We start from the raw sequence: 17,441 nt of genomic DNA, 5'->3' as shown, positions 1-17,441 counted from the left end.
CGGGGGTCGGGAGGGGTCCCCGCAGGGACGGTCTACCGTGCTCGTCGAACGTCGACGACGAGGGCGGGACCGGATGGACATGCCTGTACGAGTGATGCGCTTCGCGGCGGTGGTGGTCGTGGGCGTACTGGCCGTCGGCGGTTGTGCGTCGGACGAGGACAAGGACACGGACACATCCGAGGCCAAGCCGTCACCCAGCACCTCTCAGTCCTCCAAGCCGTCCAGGTCGTCCAAGTCGGCTGAGCCCTCCAAGTCCGCTGAGCCCACGTCCCCGAGCCCGTCCCCGACCGGCCCGCTGCCCAAGGCCAAGGACGGCAAGAACGTCGGAGCGTGCACGGACGGGAACTGCGAAATCCTTGTCACCAAGCCGGTGGACGTCGTGATCGGCGACGGGTATCTGCACGTGAGCGTGGCGGTATCCACGGTCACCCTCATGCGCTTCGATTCCGGGGACTTCCTGGGCTATGTGACCTTCGGCGAGGGCGGGCAAGCCACGTTCCCCACAGCGGGCGACAAGCGGATCATCGTCGACGCCATCGCGGCCCGCAAGGACAGCGCCGTACTGAAGTTCAGTACGAAGTAGCTCCGCAGGTCTCACAGGACCTCGTCCAGCCAGGCGTAAACCTCATCCTGCATACGCGAGTTGAAGACGTGGCCCACCTCGGGCCACGTCTTCAGCCGCAACCGCGACTCGGCCCGGCAAGCGCGCCAAACGGAGCGCAGCTTGCCGTAAGCCACCCGCACGCCTTCCGGAGGAAACAGCGTGTCGAGGCCGCCGTTGAAGAACAGCAACGGCTTCGGTGCGGCGATGCTCGCCACATCCGGTATGTCGAGATGCCGGGCCAGCCCGGGGTGCAGCATGTGAAACGCGGACTGCCCACGCAACGTGTTGTTGCCCGGCACCATCATTTCCTTCAGCCCGGTCATCCAGCACACGCTCACCCCGGCCGCGACGTCGTCGCTGAGCGCGGCCGTCTGCCACGCCCGGTACGCCCCCATGGAGAACCCGAGGGCCGCGACGCGCCGCCGGTCCACCCGGTCGAGACCGGCCAGGAAACCGGCGGCGCGTACGTCCTCGCGGGCCATGAGCCCGGCGGGCGACGAGCCGAGGTTGTACAAGTTGCTTGCCAGCGCCTGCTGTTGCTCGTAGGCGAGAGGCCCGCGGTCGCCCCAACCGAGGGCGTCCAGGACGAGGACGACGTACCCCCGCCGGGCCAGCTCGTCCCCGACGAACCGCCCGCTGAAGCACCGGTCCGCCCACTCCAGCGCGGACGGCAACCGGGCCTCCCCGTCGTACCAGGGCCTGACCAGCTTCTCCTTCCCGATGTCGAACTTCGAGCCGTGGTCGTGGAGGAGCAGGACGGCGGGGAAGGGGCCGGTGCCGTGCGGGGTGAGCAGGGCGCCACGGACCCGGCCGTACCGGGTGAGGCCGAAGGTGACGAGTTCGCGCGTATACCCGTCGGCCTCGGCGCGATCGCCGAACTCGGGGGCGTACGGGGTGTCGTCGCGACCGGCGACGAGCAGTTCCTCCACCTTGGCGCGGGCGACGCGGCGCCAGGTGCGGAAGTCGCGGATCGGGGAGTTGCCCCAGGCGAGGGGGAAGCGGAGCTCGTCCTTGAGGGCCGGGTAGAAGTCGGGAAGGTTCCCTTCGACGATGCCTCCTGCCGCGCCCGTCCCCGCTGTGCCCGTCACCGCCGCCGCGCCGGCTGCTGGCTCGGCGGCGACGGCAGGCCCCGGCATACCGGACTGCGCGGCCCACAGCGCGGCGCCCGCTCCCGCGACGAAGGCCCGCCTCCCGACGGGAGCCTGTGCCCGGTCACCGCCGCCGCCCACACGGCCTCCAGTCCCCGAGGTACGTCTCGCGGGTGTGCAACTCAGCTTGGTCCGCAGCCAGTTGAGGCCGGTTTTCCGGAACCAGGACCTCCGCGCCGGGCCCCGTGTTGCGGTACTCGGCGAACCGCTGGTCCTGCCAGGGGAAGCCGGAGGACATATTGGTGTAGGGCGCGGCCGCGTCGATGCCCGGGCCCATCCACGTGTCGCGCACCACGAGGGAAGGCCGCGCCGTGGTGTCGGAACTCGGCACCCAGGGCCGGGCCAGCTTGTACGCCCCGTCCTCCGCGCCGCTGGTGATACGGCACTTCACGGCCAGGTACCCGTACGGGTTGGCACCGGCCGTGGACGGCGCGAACACCATGCCCTTGGGCGTGAAGTCGACGTCCCGGGCCAGCGTGTGGAAGCGGCAGTGTTCGTACACGGCGGTCGCCCGCCCGAAGACGAAGTCGACGTCACCCTCGGCGTAACAGTGCGCGAAGTACTGCCGGGCGAAGGTGCCGAGCGCCATCGAGTCGGCGTACAGCGTGTCCTGGTGCCCGAGGAACCGGCACCGCCAGAACGCCGAGCGGTCGCCCTGCACCTTGATGGCGACGGCCTGGGTGCCGGTGATCTCAGGATGCTCGGCGCGAAGCCAGTCGTTGGCGAAGGTGATGTCCCGCGCGGTGAACCCGTCGGCCTGCACGGTGGTGGTGGCGGACCCGCTGGTGCCGTAGGTGCCGCCGCCGGGCTTGGGCGTGCCGGCCGCGTTGTCGTACACGATCACGACATCGCGGGGGTCCTCCGAGGCGCCGATCCAGGTCGTCTCCGTCCGGGTGCGGTCGACGGCGACCGTCTCCCGGTAGGTGCCGGGTGCCAGGACCAGCGTCCAGCCGCTGCCGGTCGCGGCAGTCACGGCGGCCTGTACGGAGGTGAAGTCGCCCTGGCCGCGCGGGTCGACGTACAGGGTCTTCGGGGTGCGGCGGGCGGCCGGTGACCCGTACCGGCCGAACGGGCGCTCTCTGCCGTCGGCCCGAGCGGGAGCCGTCGCGAGGGCGAGGGCGGCGCCCGTTCCGGTGGCCGCAAGGAGGAAGCCCCTTCTGGACAAGGGAAGTTGGAGGTGAGGCGCGGGCATGCTGTGCTCCTTCTCTGTGCGGCTCGTGCGGGGCGGGCCGGGGCGGCGCACCGCGCGGTGAGGGCGCGGTGCGGGTGGCCCCGGCCGGCTTTTCGGGAATGTCAGCGGATGCGTCCCGCACCGGCGCCGTGGCCGACGATCCACGGAACGGCCCGCGGCGAGTCGACCTTCTTGCGCAGCGTCGGCGTCCAGCCGGCGCCCCGCTGCAGCGTCTCCTCGGGGATCTCCGCGTTGTGGACGGCGATCAGATCCGTCAGCTTCCCGTTGACGTAGTTGTGCTCGGCCGTCAGCGGGGCCTCGCTCCACTTCTTCAGCGCCTTGCCGACGCCGGCGCCGGGCGGCAGCGAGAGGGAGTTGTGGGTGGCGTAGAGCTGCGAGGAGATGCCGACGCCGAAGACGTAGTAGTCGTCCTGCTGCTCCTCGGTCACCACGTAGTGGTTGTTGTAGACGTCGACCTGTCCGAACCGCACCCGGGGAGAGCGCTGGAGGATCCCGTCGAAGCGGTTGTGGTGCATGGTGACCTTGAGCTTGCCGGAGTCGAGGGCGGCGGTGCTGTCGCTGTTCCCGATCAGCATGTTCTTGTCGTGGTCCTGGTAGCGGTTCCAGGACACGGTCACGTGGTTGGAGCCGCGCACGATGTCCGTCAGCCCGTCGTGCTGCTGGAAGACCTTGCCGAAGTAGACCGGCCGCTCGCTGTCGGGGTAGCGCCCGTCGGTGAACGTGTTGTGGTCCAGCCACACATGGTCGGTGCCGTAGACGACCACGGCGTCGTACTCGGAGTTCCAGTTGCCGGTGTTGTCGTCGTCGGTCGGGTCCCACTTCGGGAAGCAGTCGAGCGGGGCCTCGATGGTGAGGTTGCGCATGATGACGTTCGAGACGCCGAAGATCTGCAGGCTGCCGCCGAGGATCCCGGAGTTCTTGCCGACGCCGACGATGGTGGTGTTGCTGGGGATGAAGGCCTTGATCTGCGAGTTCTGGTTGGCGGCGGAAGCGACCCGTGCGTCCTCCTGCGGGCCGCTGGCGGGTCTGTCGTTGCCCCAGACGGCAGGGTCGTAGTCCTTCAGGTACTGCTGAAGGTCGTACCCCTGGGCGACGAAGGCCTCACAGCCCTCGGAGACGGCGTCGATCATCCCCTTGACCTTGATGATCTTCGGCGCGTTGCCTCCGTCGGCGAGCGCCTGCTTGAACTCCGCCCAGGTGGTGACGGTGTAGACGTGCTCGGCGTCGGCGGCGGCTCCACCGGTAGTGCCGGCACCCTCCGACCCCCACCCGTCCCCGGCGGCGAGGGTCTCGCGCGCGAAGTCGCGGGGCTTGGCTTGGGCGGTGGGGCCGGTGACGGAGAGGACGAGGGCGGTACAACCGATGACGGCTGTGATGGCATGGGCATGCCAGTTACGGGTGCGCATGGTGCGGGTCCCTTTCGAGCGGAGATTGGTGTTGAGGTGTCTTTATGAGGGGCCGTGGCCCCGTTAGGGGCGCGGGGCTGTGACATTTGCGGCTCCGCCGCGATGGGGGTCCCCCCGCTCGAGCGAAGTCGAGAGTGGGGGGGCGACCAGCCACAACGGGCCCGCGGCCAACAAACCGGCCACAGTGGACCTGCCTTACAGCGAAGGGCCTACGCCTGCGGCCAAGTGATCCAGGCCGAGGGAACCTCGTCGCCCAAGCGACGAACGTCCCGCGGCGCAAGCACCCGCCGGTGCAGCAACTCCCCCGCCACCAGCCGGGCAACGGCAACCGCCCCCGGAGGATTGAAGTGCGTGTTGTCCTGCTCGGTCTCGGTCCAGTTGAAGTACTTCTTCGTCTCCTCGACCCCGAGCTTCTGCCACAACGCCAGCGACAGGGCATGAAGGTCGAGCAGCGCCACGCGCTCCCGCTCGGCGAGCGCACGCATGGCCGCGGGATAGTCGCCGTGACTCGTCACGGCATTCCCGCTCGCGTCGAACCTCCGACGCTCGACGGGCGTGGCGAGGACGGGCCGAGCACCTCGGGCCCGCGCCCCATCGACGTACAGGCGCAGATAGTCCTGGTACGTAGTCCACGGCTCGGTGTACCGCACAGGATCGGCGGCCTTCGAGTCGTTGTGCCCGAACTGCACGAGGAGCAGGTCGCCGGGCCGAATAGCCCCGAGGATGACGTCGAGACGCCCCTCGTCGACAAAGCTCTTCGAACTCCGCCCGTTCACCGCATGGTTGGCGACCGGTAGGTCACGCCGCAGAAAGAACGGGAGGGCCATGCCCCACCCGGTCTCGGGAGCGGCGTCGGAGTACTTCTGAGCGGCGGTGGAGTCACCGGCGATGAAGAGGGTCCGCCTCGCACCACGGGATGACGTGGCGGCAACGGCGGGCCCGCTCGCGGCAACGGCGAGCGGAACGGCGACAACAGCCGCCGTACTGACCTGTCTACGACTGAGCGACACGACGGTGTGCCTTTCTCAACAGGCGTGCGGGATAACTGCGTTCAGCGGTGCCTTTCAAAGTGAGGGGGGCGACCCCCGCGCCCCGTCAGGGGCGCGGGGCTGTGACATGTGCGGCTCCGCCGCGGGGCGCGATCAGCCCCCACCGGCCCGCGGTCGAACAACCGCCCAGCCCCGGAGCCTTTTCGCGGAACGTCAGCCCTTCTGTTCGTTCCACTCCGCCTGAGCCGTGTTCAGCTGATCGGCCAACGTGTCCAGGAACTCCTTCGCCCCCATCGACCCGTTCATGACCTTCTGGAAGGCCGGCTCATTGTCGGTCTTGGAGATCGTGTTCCAGTCCGGCAGGTAGTACGGCAGCTGAACGATCGTCGTCGACCCGTCACTGAGCGCCTCGGCAGCCAGCTTGGTCGGCTCGGCCTCGGAGACCCACGGGTCCTTCGCGGCGTCGGTGTTGGCCGGGACCTGCCCCGCGGACTTGTTGAACTTGGAGTTCTCCGCGTGCGAGGTGGCGAACTCGATGAACTTCCAGGCGGCCTCCTTGTTCTTCGAGCTCTTGAACAGGCCGAGCCCGTCGACCGGGTTGGAGACCTGGACCCGCTTGCCGCCGGGCCCGATCGGCTGCGGGATGCCCCGGAACTTGTCGACGCCGAGCGCCTTCACGTGGTCCTGGTAGGAGCCCAGGTTGTGGTTCAGCATGCCGATCTCGCCGGAGTCCCACTGGGCGACCATCTTGGTGAAGTCGTTGTTGAGGTCGGCGGCCGGAGTGACCTTCTTGTAGAGGCCGACGTACTTCTCCAACGCCTCCACGTTCTTCGGGTCGTTGACGGTGGTCTTCTCACCGCTGGAGTCCCAGAAGGACGTGATGCCGGACTGCCCGTACATCGCGTCCAGAGCCTGCGCGATGGAGCCGGGGCCGCCGCGGATGGTGTAGCCGAACTTGTTGTTCTTGGTGTCGGTGAGTTCCTCGGCGGCCTTGTAGAAGGCGTCCCAGGTGGTCGGCGCTTCCAGGCCCGCCGCCTTGAACAGGTCGGTGCGGTAGTAGAGGACACCGTTGTTGGCGGAGGTCGGGATCGAGTACAGCTTGTCGTCGTCGCCCCCGGCCGCCTTCAGCGACTTGACCATGTCCTCGTTGAGCTTGCCGTTGAGGGAGGACTTGGAGAGGCGGTCGTCCAGCGGCTCCAGCGCGTTCTGGGCGGCGAAGCCGGCGAGCATCGCCGCGCCGGCGCCGCCGACGTCCGGCAGGCTGCCGCCCTGGATCGCCGTGTCGACCTTGGACTGGTACTCGGTGGCGGCGATCCCGACGTACTCGACGTCGATGTCCGGGTTGGCCTTCTCGAAGTCGGCGATGATCTCCTTCCAGATGTCGGTGCGGACACCGCCGTTGTTGTCCCAGAAGGTGATCTTTCCCTTGCCGCTGCCCTCGGCGCCCTTGTCACCTGCCGCTCCGCTGCCGTCGTCGCCACAGGCGGTGGCGGTCAGCGCGAGCACGACGCTCACGGCGGCGGCCGTGGCGATACGCCGTCCGCCCCTGCTGCTGTTGCGGTTACTGATTTTCATGGTCGGCTCTCTTCTGCTGCTGGATCCGTCGAGCTGTGAAGTTGTGGGGGTTTGTGGGCACACGGATGTGGTGACCGTGGGCATCGCGTTCGGTTGCCGGGCTCTCATCGGCCGATCCGGGGCTGTGGTCCGGCGAGTTTCTTCACCAGGGCGGGTACGGCGGCGGCCGGGTGGAGCTCGTACTCGTAGAAGTCCCGCGGTTCGAAGGCCGCGCCCCACGCGTCGTGCCGCCCGCTGGTGTTCTTCAGGATCGATCCGCGCTGCACCAACTCGGCGGTGGTATCGGCCTGGTAGGGGTGCTGGACGTCCCGGTAGTAGCTGTTCTCGATGACCATCTTGGTCTGTCCGCGCGACCAGTTGCCGTACGTCCACACCGGGTCACCGGGGTCGGCCTGTGCGGTGAGGTAATTGTTGTAGAGGTGCGCGTAGGCGCAGTTGTCGGCGGAGGGATTGCGCTGCTTCGTACCGCTGAACCAGTTGTGGTCGATGGTGATCTGCGTCTTGGCGTTCTCCGTCCAGCCGATGCCGAAGGTCTTGTTGTTGTTCTCGAAGCGGTTGTAGGAGACGGTGACGTACTCGCTGTCCTTGCGTACGTCGAGCTGGCCGTCGCAGATCCGCGAGAAGCGGTTGTGGTCGATCCAGACGTGGTGAACGGTGTCCATCTGGATGCCGTCGAAGTCGGTGTCCTTGCAGTCCCAGTTGCCCTCGACGTACGAGTCGCGGATCGTCAGGTTGCGGATGATCACGTTGTGGGTGCCGGGTTTGAGGTTCAGCTCGCCTTGGACGAGCTCCCCCGCCGTGCCCACGCCGACGATGGTCTTGTTCGAGGCGACGACGACGTTCGCGCCGAACGGCTCGGCCTTGATCGTCCCGGCGACCCGGATGACGTACGGCTCCTCGGCCGCCGCGTAACGCTCCAGGTCGGCCTGGGTTTTCACGGTGACGACCTTGCCGCCGGCGCCTCCCTTCGTACCGCCCGCGAGGGAGGCGAATCCGTGGGCCTTCTCGGTCCAGCGAGGGGCCCCCGAAGCACCCTCGGGGGCCGCTTCGGCCGGGGTGAAGGCTCCCAGCCCCAGTGAGGCCACCAGGGCGGCGACCGTGACCAGGGCCTTGCCGAGGCCCGGTCTCGACCCCGGCTCCGGTCCCGGCAAGCGCTTGCTACGGAGGTGCGTCATAGCGGCTCCCAACAGGCGTACGCGTGAGGTGAGTTCAGGAAGTCGGTCGTGAGGTGAGTTCAGGAAGTCAGTCGTGCGGTGATGCGGAACTGCGTGAACGTGGCCGCGCCGGCATGTCCCCCGCCGGCCGACGCGAGTGCGAACAGGCCGAGCAGCGCGCCGACCCAGCGCCACGGCGTGGCGGTGAAGACCGGCCCGGAGGGCTGCCACCCTTCCCCCACGTCGCAGAAGAAGCGGCAGCGTGCCCCTTCGCCGATCTCGATCCGCAGCCGCGCCCGCCCCTCGGGAGCGATCCGCGGATGCGCCGCGTCGCGCTCCCTCTCGGCGACCGTCTCGGCGAACCGGTGCACGAGATGCACCGTCCCGTCGGCGCCCCGCTGGAGCCCGATCCAGCTGAACGCGTCGCCGAGCACGGCGAGTCCGGCCCGCGCACCCACCGCCTCGCCGGACAGGGCGAGTTCGACCTCGACGGTGGCGGGGGTCCCCGGCAGCCGCTGGGTGAGGACGTTCGGCAGCTTGCGCAGATCGTCCGCGTCGGCCGGCCGTACGCAGTTCAGCCGCAGCCCGTCGCCCGCGTGCCAAGTCGCCCAGCCGTCCTGGGGGTTGGCGGTCCACTGCCACTGGCGTCCGAAGCGTCCGCCGGGGAAGTCGTCGTCGGTGGCGGGCGCGGACGGCGGCTGCGGCGGCAGGTCGGGTTTCTTGTGTACGTCGACGGGGGCGCCCTCGTCACCCAGTACGGGCCAGCCGTCCGTACCCCAGCGCATCGGCTGCAGGTGGACGACCCTCCCGTACGCGCCCTTCTCCTGGAAGTGGACGAACCAGTGCTCGCCGGACGGGGTGCGCACCCAGCCGCCCTGGTGGGGGCCGTTGACGTCGGTGTCGCCCTGCTCAAGGACGATCCGCTCCTCGTACGGCCCGAAGAAGCCGCGTGAGCGGAAGGCGCCCTGCCAGCCGGTGGTCACTCCCCCGGCGGGTGCGAAGATCCAGAACCAGCCGTCGTGCCGGTACAGCTTCGGCCCTTCGAGGGTGAACCAGCCGGGGATGCGGTCGCCGTCGACGATCACCTTGCCCTCGTCGAGCAGGCCGGTGGCGTCGGGCCGCATGCTGTGGCCGGTGAGCCGGTTCTTGATGCCGGAGCGGGACTTGGCCCAGGCGTGCACGAGGTACGCCTCGCCGGTCTCCTCGTCCCACAGGGGGCAGGGGTCGATGAGACCCTTGCCCTCCTTGAGGAGGTGGGGGCGGGTCCAGGGGCCGCGTATCTCGGGGGCGTTGATCTGGTAGATGCCGTGGTCGGGGTCACCCCAGAAGATCCAGAACCGGTCGTCGTGATGCCGCAGGGACGGCGCCCACACTCCGCAGTCGTGCCGGGGTGTCCTGAACTCCTTTGCTGGTTCGAGGAGTTGGAGTGCGTGTCCGACGAGCGTCCAGTTGACCAGGTCGCGGGAGTGCAGCAGCGGCAGGCCGGGGGCACGGCCGAAGCTGGAGGCGGTCATGTAGTAGTCGTCGCCGACCCGGATGAGGTCGGGGTCGGACCAGTCGGCGTTCAGGACGGGATTGCGGTACGTCCCGTCGCCGAGGTCGGCGGTGAAGGCGGGTGCGCTCTGGCTGCTCATGTGCTCACCGCCTTGCGGACGAGCGCCGCCGCCTCGCCCCGGTCCAGGCGGCCGTCGGCGACGACGGTGACGATGCGGCGTACGACGGTGTCGCCCGCCGCGATCGGGAGGCGCTCGTCGTGGGCGAGGGACGAGCCGACGCCCGGGTACTCGGCGGTGCGCACGAACCACGGGTCGCGGCGGGTCTGTTCGGTGGCGCCGGCGAACACCAGGGTCCAGTTGGCGCCCGCGAGGGCGAGCCAGTCGGCGCGCTCGCCGTGGACCGCGTCCTCGCCCTCGGTGTCGTGGGTGAACACGGCGGGCGCCTCGGCCTCCTTGCGGGCGCGCCAGAAGAAACCGCCGTACGCCGCGCCGGGGCGTCCGTTCGTGGCCGGGCTGCCGATCGACAGGGGGCCGTCGGTCGTGTTGGCGAGGGAGAAGGTGAAGTCCAACGCCCAGGCGGTATCCGTGAGTTCGGTGGCCGCGACGGTACGCCGCTCGCGCAGCAGCTCGCCGCCCGCGGCCATCCAGCGCAGTTCCTCCACGAAGCCGTCGGGGTCCTTCAGCTGGAAGCCCGCGTGCCGTTGGGCGCCGTGGTTGTCGAGCTCGGTGGGGCCCTGGTCGCGGACGTAGGTGCGCCCGCCCCAGAAGTTGTGCCCCTCGACGTCGGGAACGGCGACACCGACGCCGAGGTGGTGGACGTGGTCGACCGGGCTCAGCTCGGTGACGGCCGTGCCCGCCAGCGTGGTGACCGGGTGCAGATACGGACGCGGCGAGAGCCGGGCGGGCAGTTCCGGCCGGGTGATGTAACGGCCGACGGGACGGCCCGCGATCCGCAGGACCAGGGAGTCGTACATCATGTGCTCACCTCGTTCGGGAGCGCCCAGGAGGCGCCCAGCTCGGAGTAGAGGGAGAGGGTGTCGGCGGCGGCCCTGACGAGCGCGTCGATACCGCGGACGACCCGGCGGTTCTCTTCGGGCAGCAGGTACCAGTCGCCCTCGGGGAGGGCGACGGGATCGGGCGCCTGCCGAATCGATTCAACGACCCGCATGAAAGCGCCCGTCGAGTCGGGTGGCACCAGCAGCTCGGCCCGGCCTTCGAGATGCTCGACCAGGTTCTCCAGCAGGTCGGTCCTGCCGTACTCGAACTCCTCGGGGCCGTGCCCGGACCGCTGGAGGAGGACCCGGTCCTGCTTGTACCAGTAGGTGATCCGGCCGCTGGTGCCGTGCACGAGGACGTATGGCTCGTCGGGCCGCTCGGCGCAGAGGGTCGCGGCGATGGTGATCCGGCCGCCGGACGCTGTGGTGACGCGTACGCAGGAGGTGTCGTCGGACTCGATGGCGTTGGCGCGCAGCAGTTCGGTCTCGATGGCGGTGATGTCCTCGGCGTGGGTGGCGCCGTCGAGCGCGAGGGCGGTGGCGACGGCGTGCGCGAGGGGGTTGGTCAGCGCACCGTCGACGACGTCGGCGCCGTTGAGCGTGCGCCGACCGGCCCAGGGTGCGCGCCGGTAGTAGTCCTCGTCGCGTGCCCAGGCACCGGCCGCCCCGATCCCGGTCACCTCGCCGATCGCGCCCTCGGCGACCAGCTGCCGGATCGCCGGGACGGCGCCCGAGCCGAGCGACTGGAACCCGATCTGGCACACCACCCCGGCCGCCGCGACCTCGTCGGCCATGCGGCGGAATTCGGCGTACGACGGCGCGGGCGGCTTCTCAAGGAGCAGGTGTACGCCCTTGCCGACGGCGACCAGCGCCAGGTCGGTGTGGGTGTGGATCGGCGTGCAGATCACGGCGATCGCGGCACCGGTGGATTCCAGCAGCGCCCCGAAGTCGGCGGACTGCTCCGGCAGTTGACCGGGGTCGGCGAAGCTGTCCAGCTCCTCCTCGGTGAGCGGCGTCAGCTCGCAGATCCCGGCGAGGCGTACGAGGCCCTTGTCCTGGAGGCGGCGGATGTTCGCCAGATGCCAGCGGCCGTGGCCGCGCGCGCCCGCGAGGACGATCGGCACGGGTGAAGTCATCGGCACAGGTGTGGTCATGGGATCCTCCCCGCTCCCGCACCGCACGCCTGAGTGGCCAACAGCCCGTAGGTGAGCGTGACTTGGAGGAGGCGGTGCCCTCTTCTCGTATGGCGCGGCAAGGCGCGTACTCCTCTCATCCCTTCACCGCCCCGGCGCTGAAGCCCGTGATCAGCCACTTCTGGATGAAGGCGAAGACGATCACGACGGGTACGGCCGCGATGATGCCGCCCGCGGCGAGCGCGCCCAGGTCGACGCTGTCGGCGCTCATCAGGCTGTTGAGGCCGACGGGGATCGTCTGCTTGTCCTGGTTGCTGAGGAACATCAGGGCGAACAGGAAGTGGTTCCAGGAATGCACGAAGGCGAAGGAGCCGACGGCGATCAGTCCGGGCCGCAGCAGCGGCAGGACGATGACCCGGAAACCGGTGAGGCGGGAGCAGCCGTCGACCCAGGCGGCCTCTTCGAGGGAGTACGGGACGTTCCGGATGAAGCCGCTGATCAGGATCATCGACAGTGGGAGCTGGAAGACGGTCTCGGCGATGATGACGCTGCCGAGCGAGTTGATCATCTGGAGCTCGGCGAAGATCTGGAACAGCGGGACCAGCAGCAGCGCGCCGGGCACGAACTGGGAGCAGAGCAGCGCCAGCATGAAGGCACGCTTGATCTTGAAGTTGAAGCGGGCGAGGGCGTAGCCGCCGGCGAGCGCGACCAGCGTGGTCATCACGAGCGTGGCGATGCCGACGTACACGCTGTTCTCGAAGTAGGTCCCGAAGCTGCGCTCCGTCCACACCTTCTCGAAGTGCTGGAAGGTCATGGGCCAGGGAACGAGCGAGGTCGAGCCGGGCTCGCGCAGGGCGAACAGGAGGATCCAGTAGAAGGGGATGAGCGTGAAGAGCAGATAGGCGCCGAGGGGGAAGTAGATCTGCCAGCGCGGGACTTCGTCCCAGGCGCGGCGCCGCTTGGCCGGGCGCTGCGGTGCGGGAGCCTCGTCCTGGGGAGCGGGAGCCGTCATGGTGGCCTCTGTGGTGCTCACTTGTCGTCACCTCCGAACTTGCTCAGCCGCAGATAGACGATCGAGCAGAAGAGCAGAATCACGAACGCCACGGTGGTCAGAGCCGACGCGTAGCCGAAGTTGTGGGCGTCGACGCTGGTGTTGGCGATATAGAGCGGGAGTGTCGTCGTGGCTCCCGCGGGTCCGCCGCCGGTGAGGGTGTAGAGCAGGTCGACGTTGTTGAACTCCCACACCGCGCGCAGCAGCGTGGACAGGATGATGGCGTCCTTCAGGTGCGGCAGCGTGATGTGCCAGAACTGCTTGAAGCGGCTGGCCCCGTCGACCTCGGCGGCTTCGTACAAGTCCTTCGAGACGGACTGGAGGTCGGCGAGGATGAGGATCGCGAAGAAGGGCACGCCGCGCCACAGGTCGGCGACGATCGCGGCAGGGAACACCGTCGAGGTGTCGGACAGCCAGCTCGTACCGTACGAACCGATGCCCATGTCCGCGAGGTAACGGGTGATCCCCGTCTGGGAGTTGTAGAGCAGCACCCAGATCGCCGAGGTCAGCACACCGGACACGGCCCACGGCGAGAACACCAGGGCGCGGCCCAACGACCGTCCCACGAAGGTCTGGTTGACGATCAGCGCGAGCGCCAGACCGAACATCAGCTGAAGGCCCACCTCGACGAAGACCCACTTGGCGCTGAAGATCAGCGTGTCCCAGAAGATCGGGTCCTCGGTGAAGGCGTGCACGAAGTTCTCGAAGCCCGCGTAGCCGTTCCGCCACGGCTTGGTGGGGTTGTAGTCCTGCAGGCTGTAGTAGAAGACGCTCAGCACCGGGTAGGCGATGAAGCCGAGCATCAGCAGTCCCGCCGGGGCGATCAGCAGATACGGGAGACTGCGTGGCGTGGCTGAGCCGCGGCGCCGCCGGGGTGGCGCGGGCTTTTTCGCCACGGCTGCGGCTTGGGCCATGACTGTTCTCCGTTCTCGGGGGTGCGGGTGGTGCTGTGCGCGCTCGCTCGTGCTGTGCGCGTGGTGCCCTGTGCTGGTGCGTCGGGTGCGCTGTGCTTGTGCGTATGGGTGCGCTGTTGCTTCTGTGGTGCGCTCAGCCCGCGTACGGGTCCGGCACCTTGCCCGGCTTGGCCAGGAAGGCGAAGTCGCAGCCGGTGTCGGCCTGGGTGATCTGTTCGTTGTAGAGCGCTCCGTAGCCGCGCTCATAGCGCTCGGGCGGCGGCGTCCAGGCCGCCCTGCGCTGCTCCAACTCCTCGCCGGGTACGTTGAGTTGAAGCGTTCGCGCCTCGACGTCAAGGGTGATGCTGTCCCCGGTCCGCACGAGCGCGAGCGGTCCGCCGATGTACGACTCCGGCGCCACGTGCAGCACACACGCGCCGTAACTGGTGCCGCTCATCCGGGCGTCGGAGATCCGCACCATGTCCCGTACGCCCTGCTTCAGCAGGTGGTCGGGGATCGGCAGCATGCCGTACTCGGGCATGCCCGGGCCGCCCTTGGGACCGGAGTTGCGCAGCACCAGCACGCTGTCGGCGGTGATGCCCAACTCCGGGTCGTTGATGGTGCGTTGCATGGTCTTGTAGTCGTCGAAGACGACCGCCGGACCGGTGTGCTTGAGCAGATGCGGCTGGGCGGCGATGTGCTTGATGACGGCGCCGTCGGGGCACAGGTTGCCGCGCAGCACCGCGACCCCGCCCTCGTCCGCGACCGGGTTGTGGCGCGGGCGGATCACGTCGTCGTTGTGCACCTGAGCCGAGGCGAGCTGCTCGCGCATGCTGTCGTAGGACACCGTCGGCCGGTCCAGATGCAGCAGATCGGTGATCCGCGACAGGAAACCGGGCAGCCCGCCCGCGAAGTGGAAGTCCTCCATCAGGTACGTACGCCCGCCGGGCCGTACGTTCGCCAGCACCGGCACCGTACGAGCGATCCGGTCGAAGTCGTCCAGCGTGAGCCGTACGCCGGCCCGCCCGGCCATCGCGATCAGATGGATGACGGCGTTGGTGGAACCGCCGAGTCCCAGGACGGTGGTCACGGCGTCGTCGAAGGCCTCCTGGGTGAGGAGGTCGGACAACTTCCGGTCCTTGCGGACGAGTTCGACGATCCGGAGGCCGGAGGCCGCGGCCATCCGGTCGTGCCCGGAGTCGACGGCGGGGATGCTGGACGCGCCCGGCACGGTGACGCCGAGGGCCTCGGCGGCGGCCGTCAGCGTCGACGCCGTACCCATGGTCATGCAGTGGCCGGGCGAGCGGGCGAGTCCGCTCTCCAGCTCGGTCATCTCGCAGTCGCCGATGAGCCCGGCCCGCTTGTCGTCCCAGTACTTCCACATGTCGGTGCCGGAGCCCAGGACTTCATTGCGCCAGTGACCCGGCAGCATGGGCCCGGCGGGCACGAAGACGGCGGGCAGGTCGACGCTCGCGGCGCCCATGAGCAGCGCGGGCGTCGACTTGTCGCAGCCGCCCATCAGCACGGCACCGTCCACCGGATACGACCGCAGCAGTTCCTCGGTCTCCATCGCGAGCATGTTGCGGTAGAGCATCGGGGTCGGCTTCTGGAAGGTCTCGGAGAGGGTGGAGACCGGGAATTCGAGGGGGAAGCCGCCTGCCTGCCACACGCCGCGCTTGACCGCCTGGGCGCGATCCCGCAGGTGTACGTGGCAGGGGTTGATGTCGCTCCACGTGTTGAGGATCGCGATGACCGGCTTGCCCAGGTGCTCCTCGGGGAGGTAGCCGAGTTGGCGGGTGCGGGCGCGGTGGCTGAAGGACCGCAGGCCTTCGGTGCCGTACCACTGGTGGCTGCGCAACTTCCTTGCGCTGTCGGCTGTTTCGCCCGCTCCGGTCTGTGGTCCCGTGTCGGTCATATGGACCACCCCGCGGCGATGGCGGCGACTTCGGCGCGCTCGGCCTCGGGCAGCAGGTGGCTCGGCGGCCGGACCTCGCGACGACACAGGCCCAGCGAGGCCAGGGCCTCTTTGACCACGGTCACGTTGTTGGCGGAGCCGTTGGCCCCGCGCAGTTCCTCGAAGCGGCGGATCTGCTCCCACACCTTCATGGCGCCGGCGTAGTCGCCCGATCGAAGCGCTTCGATCATGTTCAGCGAAACGGACGGGGCGACGTTCACAAGACCCGAGGTGAAGCCGGTCGCGCCCGCCGAGAAGTACGAGGGCGCGTACGGCTCGGCGAGCCCCGCCACCCAGACGAAGCGCTCCAGCCCCGCGTCCCGTGCGAAGGCGGCGAAGCGGGCGGCGTCCGGGACGGCGTACTTCACGCCGATGACGTTCGGGCAGTGGTCGGCCAGTTCGGCGAGCCGGGCGCCGAGGAGTTGCGCGTTGCGGATGTACGGGACGACGCCCAGCTCGGGGACGGCTTCGGCGATGGCCCGGTGGTAGTCGACCCAGCCGCTCTGCGCGACGTACGGATGCACCGGCTGATGGACCATCACCATCTGTGCCCCGCAGTCGCGGGCGTGCCGCGCGGAGGCGACGGCGGTCGGCACATCGTGCCCGACGCCGACCACGATGACGGCCCGCTCGCCCGCCTCGTCGATGGTCAACTCCGTGACTAAGCGGCGTTCTTCGGGGCTCAGTGCGTAGAACTCGCCGGTGTTGCCGTTCGGCGTGAGCGTGCGGACGCCGCCCTCGAGCAGACGGCCGAGCAGGGCGCGATGGCTGTCCTGGTCGACGGAGCCGTCCTCGGCGAACGGGGTCACCGGGATCGCCACCACATCGGCCAGCGCCGCCCGCTCCGTCTCGAACGTCGCGCTGCTCACTGCTGCTCACCCTCTCCCGGGGCCTCGGGGAAGGCCCGTTGCACGAACGACGCAATGTGCGAGTGCAGGGCGCGGGCCGCGCCGTCCGAGTCGCCCTCGAGGGCGAGCCGCAGGATCTCCCGGTGCTCGCCCGCCTCCCGCTCCCAGGAGGGGTTGGCGGCCCAGGCGACCGCGGAGACCAGGGCGGCCTGGTCGCGCACCTCGTCGAGCATCCGGCCGAGCAGCGGGTTGCCGCAGGGGACGTACAGGGCGCGGTGGAACTCCCGGTTGGCCAGCGAGCGTTGGGCGGTGTCGGTGGCGGCGTCCGCGCGTTCCAGCGCGTCGCGCGCCGTGTCGAGGGAGGCGCCGCGCTGCACGGAGCGGCGCAGTGCCTCCGGCTCCAGGAGCAGCCGCACGTCGTACACCTCGCGCGCCATGTCCGCGTCCACCATGCGCACCGTGACGCCCTTGTACTGGTTCATCACGACGAGCCCCGTGCCGGCCAGGGTCTTCAGCGCCTCCCGCACCGGGGTCTTGGACACCCCGAACTGTGCGGCCAGCTCCGTCTCGACCAGGGCCTGACCGGGCGTCAACTGCCCGGTGAGGATGCGGTGTTTGATCCCCTCCAGCACGTACTGCGTGCGGGACGGAATCGGGGTGGGCACAGAGGTCATGCGCGCCTCTCGGATCTCATCGATCACTTCACGTGTCGTCGGATCACGGGATCGGACCGCGCGGGTATCTCGCGTATCTGATCTCGCGTATCGCGTCTCATATATGACGTACGAAGTACGACGCGTTGAAGGTAGGAGCGCGCTGATGATTCGTCAACGCTTCTGACAGAAGTTGTTCGCGTTGACGCTCAAGAGATATCGGGGGCGGGGTCGGGCCAGGGGTGCGGAACCTTTCGTTCGGCGGGTGCGGAACTTGCCGTTCAGGCCCTTACGGTGCAGGTCGGAGGCTTAGTAACTCGCGGTGCAGGTCGGCGACTTAGGCGTTGTGG

At 69.1% G+C, this 17,441-nt stretch carries 14 protein-coding genes and 1 pseudogene; 1 reads left to right on the top strand and 14 read right to left on the bottom strand.

Annotation, left to right across the window (positions count from 1 at the left end):
* Positions 1 to 79: 79 nt before the first annotated feature.
* Positions 80 to 583, top strand: coding sequence for a hypothetical protein (locus OHT21_RS36435; RefSeq protein ID WP_328772526.1), 504 nt, complete (start codon positions 80 to 82; stop codon positions 581 to 583).
* An 11-nt stretch (positions 584 to 594) separates the two neighbouring features.
* Here OHT21_RS36435 and OHT21_RS36430 read toward each other — a convergent pair whose 3' ends face one another.
* From OHT21_RS36430 to OHT21_RS36365, 14 genes and pseudogenes are all read right to left on the bottom strand, one after another.
* Positions 595 to 1,833, bottom strand: coding sequence for a dienelactone hydrolase family protein (locus tag OHT21_RS36430; protein WP_328772525.1), 1,239 nt, complete (start codon positions 1,831 to 1,833; stop codon positions 595 to 597).
* Positions 1,817 to 2,944, bottom strand: a complete 1,128-nt coding sequence (locus tag OHT21_RS36425; protein ID WP_328772524.1) for a pectinesterase family protein — start codon at positions 2,942 to 2,944, stop codon at positions 1,817 to 1,819. The genes OHT21_RS36430 and OHT21_RS36425 overlap by 17 nt, the downstream gene beginning before the upstream one ends.
* 101 nt (positions 2,945 to 3,045) lie before the next feature.
* Entirely contained in the window at positions 3,046 to 4,350 is a 1,305-nt protein-coding gene (locus OHT21_RS36420; protein ID WP_328772523.1) for a pectate lyase family protein, read from the bottom strand.
* Positions 4,351 to 4,559: 209 nt separating this feature from the next.
* Positions 4,560 to 5,360 (bottom strand): rhamnogalacturonan acetylesterase, encoded by an 801-nt coding sequence (locus OHT21_RS36415; protein WP_328772522.1) that lies wholly within the window; start codon positions 5,358 to 5,360, stop codon positions 4,560 to 4,562.
* Positions 5,361 to 5,552: 192 nt separating this feature from the next.
* A complete protein-coding gene (locus OHT21_RS36410; RefSeq protein ID WP_328772521.1) occupies positions 5,553 to 6,914 on the bottom strand; it encodes an ABC transporter substrate-binding protein in 1,362 nt (453 codons plus the stop codon).
* A 110-nt stretch (positions 6,915 to 7,024) separates the two neighbouring features.
* A pseudogene (locus OHT21_RS36405) lies at positions 7,025 to 8,089 on the bottom strand (pectate lyase family protein); the annotation flags it as partial.
* Between the two features lie 59 nt (positions 8,090 to 8,148).
* A complete protein-coding gene (locus OHT21_RS36400) occupies positions 8,149 to 9,702 on the bottom strand; it encodes a glycoside hydrolase family 43 protein (protein ID WP_328772519.1) in 1,554 nt (517 codons plus the stop codon).
* Positions 9,699 to 10,541 (bottom strand): PmoA family protein, encoded by an 843-nt coding sequence (locus OHT21_RS36395; protein ID WP_328772518.1) that lies wholly within the window; start codon positions 10,539 to 10,541, stop codon positions 9,699 to 9,701. Before OHT21_RS36395 ends, OHT21_RS36400 begins: the two co-directional genes overlap by 4 nt.
* On the bottom strand, positions 10,538 to 11,713 hold the full coding sequence (locus OHT21_RS36390) for a Gfo/Idh/MocA family protein (RefSeq protein ID WP_328772517.1): 1,176 nt from the start codon (positions 11,711 to 11,713) through the stop codon (positions 10,538 to 10,540). Before OHT21_RS36390 ends, OHT21_RS36395 begins: the two co-directional genes overlap by 4 nt.
* 115 nt (positions 11,714 to 11,828) lie before the next feature.
* Positions 11,829 to 12,725, bottom strand: coding sequence for a carbohydrate ABC transporter permease (locus tag OHT21_RS36385; protein WP_443050498.1), 897 nt, complete (start codon positions 12,723 to 12,725; stop codon positions 11,829 to 11,831).
* Positions 12,722 to 13,657 (bottom strand): carbohydrate ABC transporter permease, encoded by a 936-nt coding sequence (locus OHT21_RS36380; protein WP_328772516.1) that lies wholly within the window; start codon positions 13,655 to 13,657, stop codon positions 12,722 to 12,724. Before OHT21_RS36380 ends, OHT21_RS36385 begins: the two co-directional genes overlap by 4 nt.
* Before the next feature lie 133 nt (positions 13,658 to 13,790).
* Positions 13,791 to 15,551 (bottom strand): L-arabinonate dehydratase, encoded by a 1,761-nt coding sequence (gene araD, locus OHT21_RS36375; protein WP_328772515.1) that lies wholly within the window; start codon positions 15,549 to 15,551, stop codon positions 13,791 to 13,793.
* A complete protein-coding gene (locus OHT21_RS36370) occupies positions 15,548 to 16,459 on the bottom strand; it encodes a dihydrodipicolinate synthase family protein (protein WP_328772514.1) in 912 nt (303 codons plus the stop codon). Before OHT21_RS36370 ends, araD begins: the two co-directional genes overlap by 4 nt.
* On the bottom strand, positions 16,456 to 17,112 hold the full coding sequence (locus tag OHT21_RS36365; protein ID WP_328772513.1) for a GntR family transcriptional regulator: 657 nt from the start codon (positions 17,110 to 17,112) through the stop codon (positions 16,456 to 16,458). Before OHT21_RS36365 ends, OHT21_RS36370 begins: the two co-directional genes overlap by 4 nt.
* Positions 17,113 to 17,441: the final 329 nt, after the last annotated feature.

Source organism: Streptomyces sp. NBC_00286 (assembly GCF_036173125.1).
In the GTDB taxonomy this organism is placed as follows: domain Bacteria; phylum Actinomycetota; class Actinomycetes; order Streptomycetales; family Streptomycetaceae; genus Streptomyces.
The sequence above is the reverse complement of the archived record's forward strand: the minus strand, read 5'-3'. Positions and strand labels throughout refer to the sequence as shown.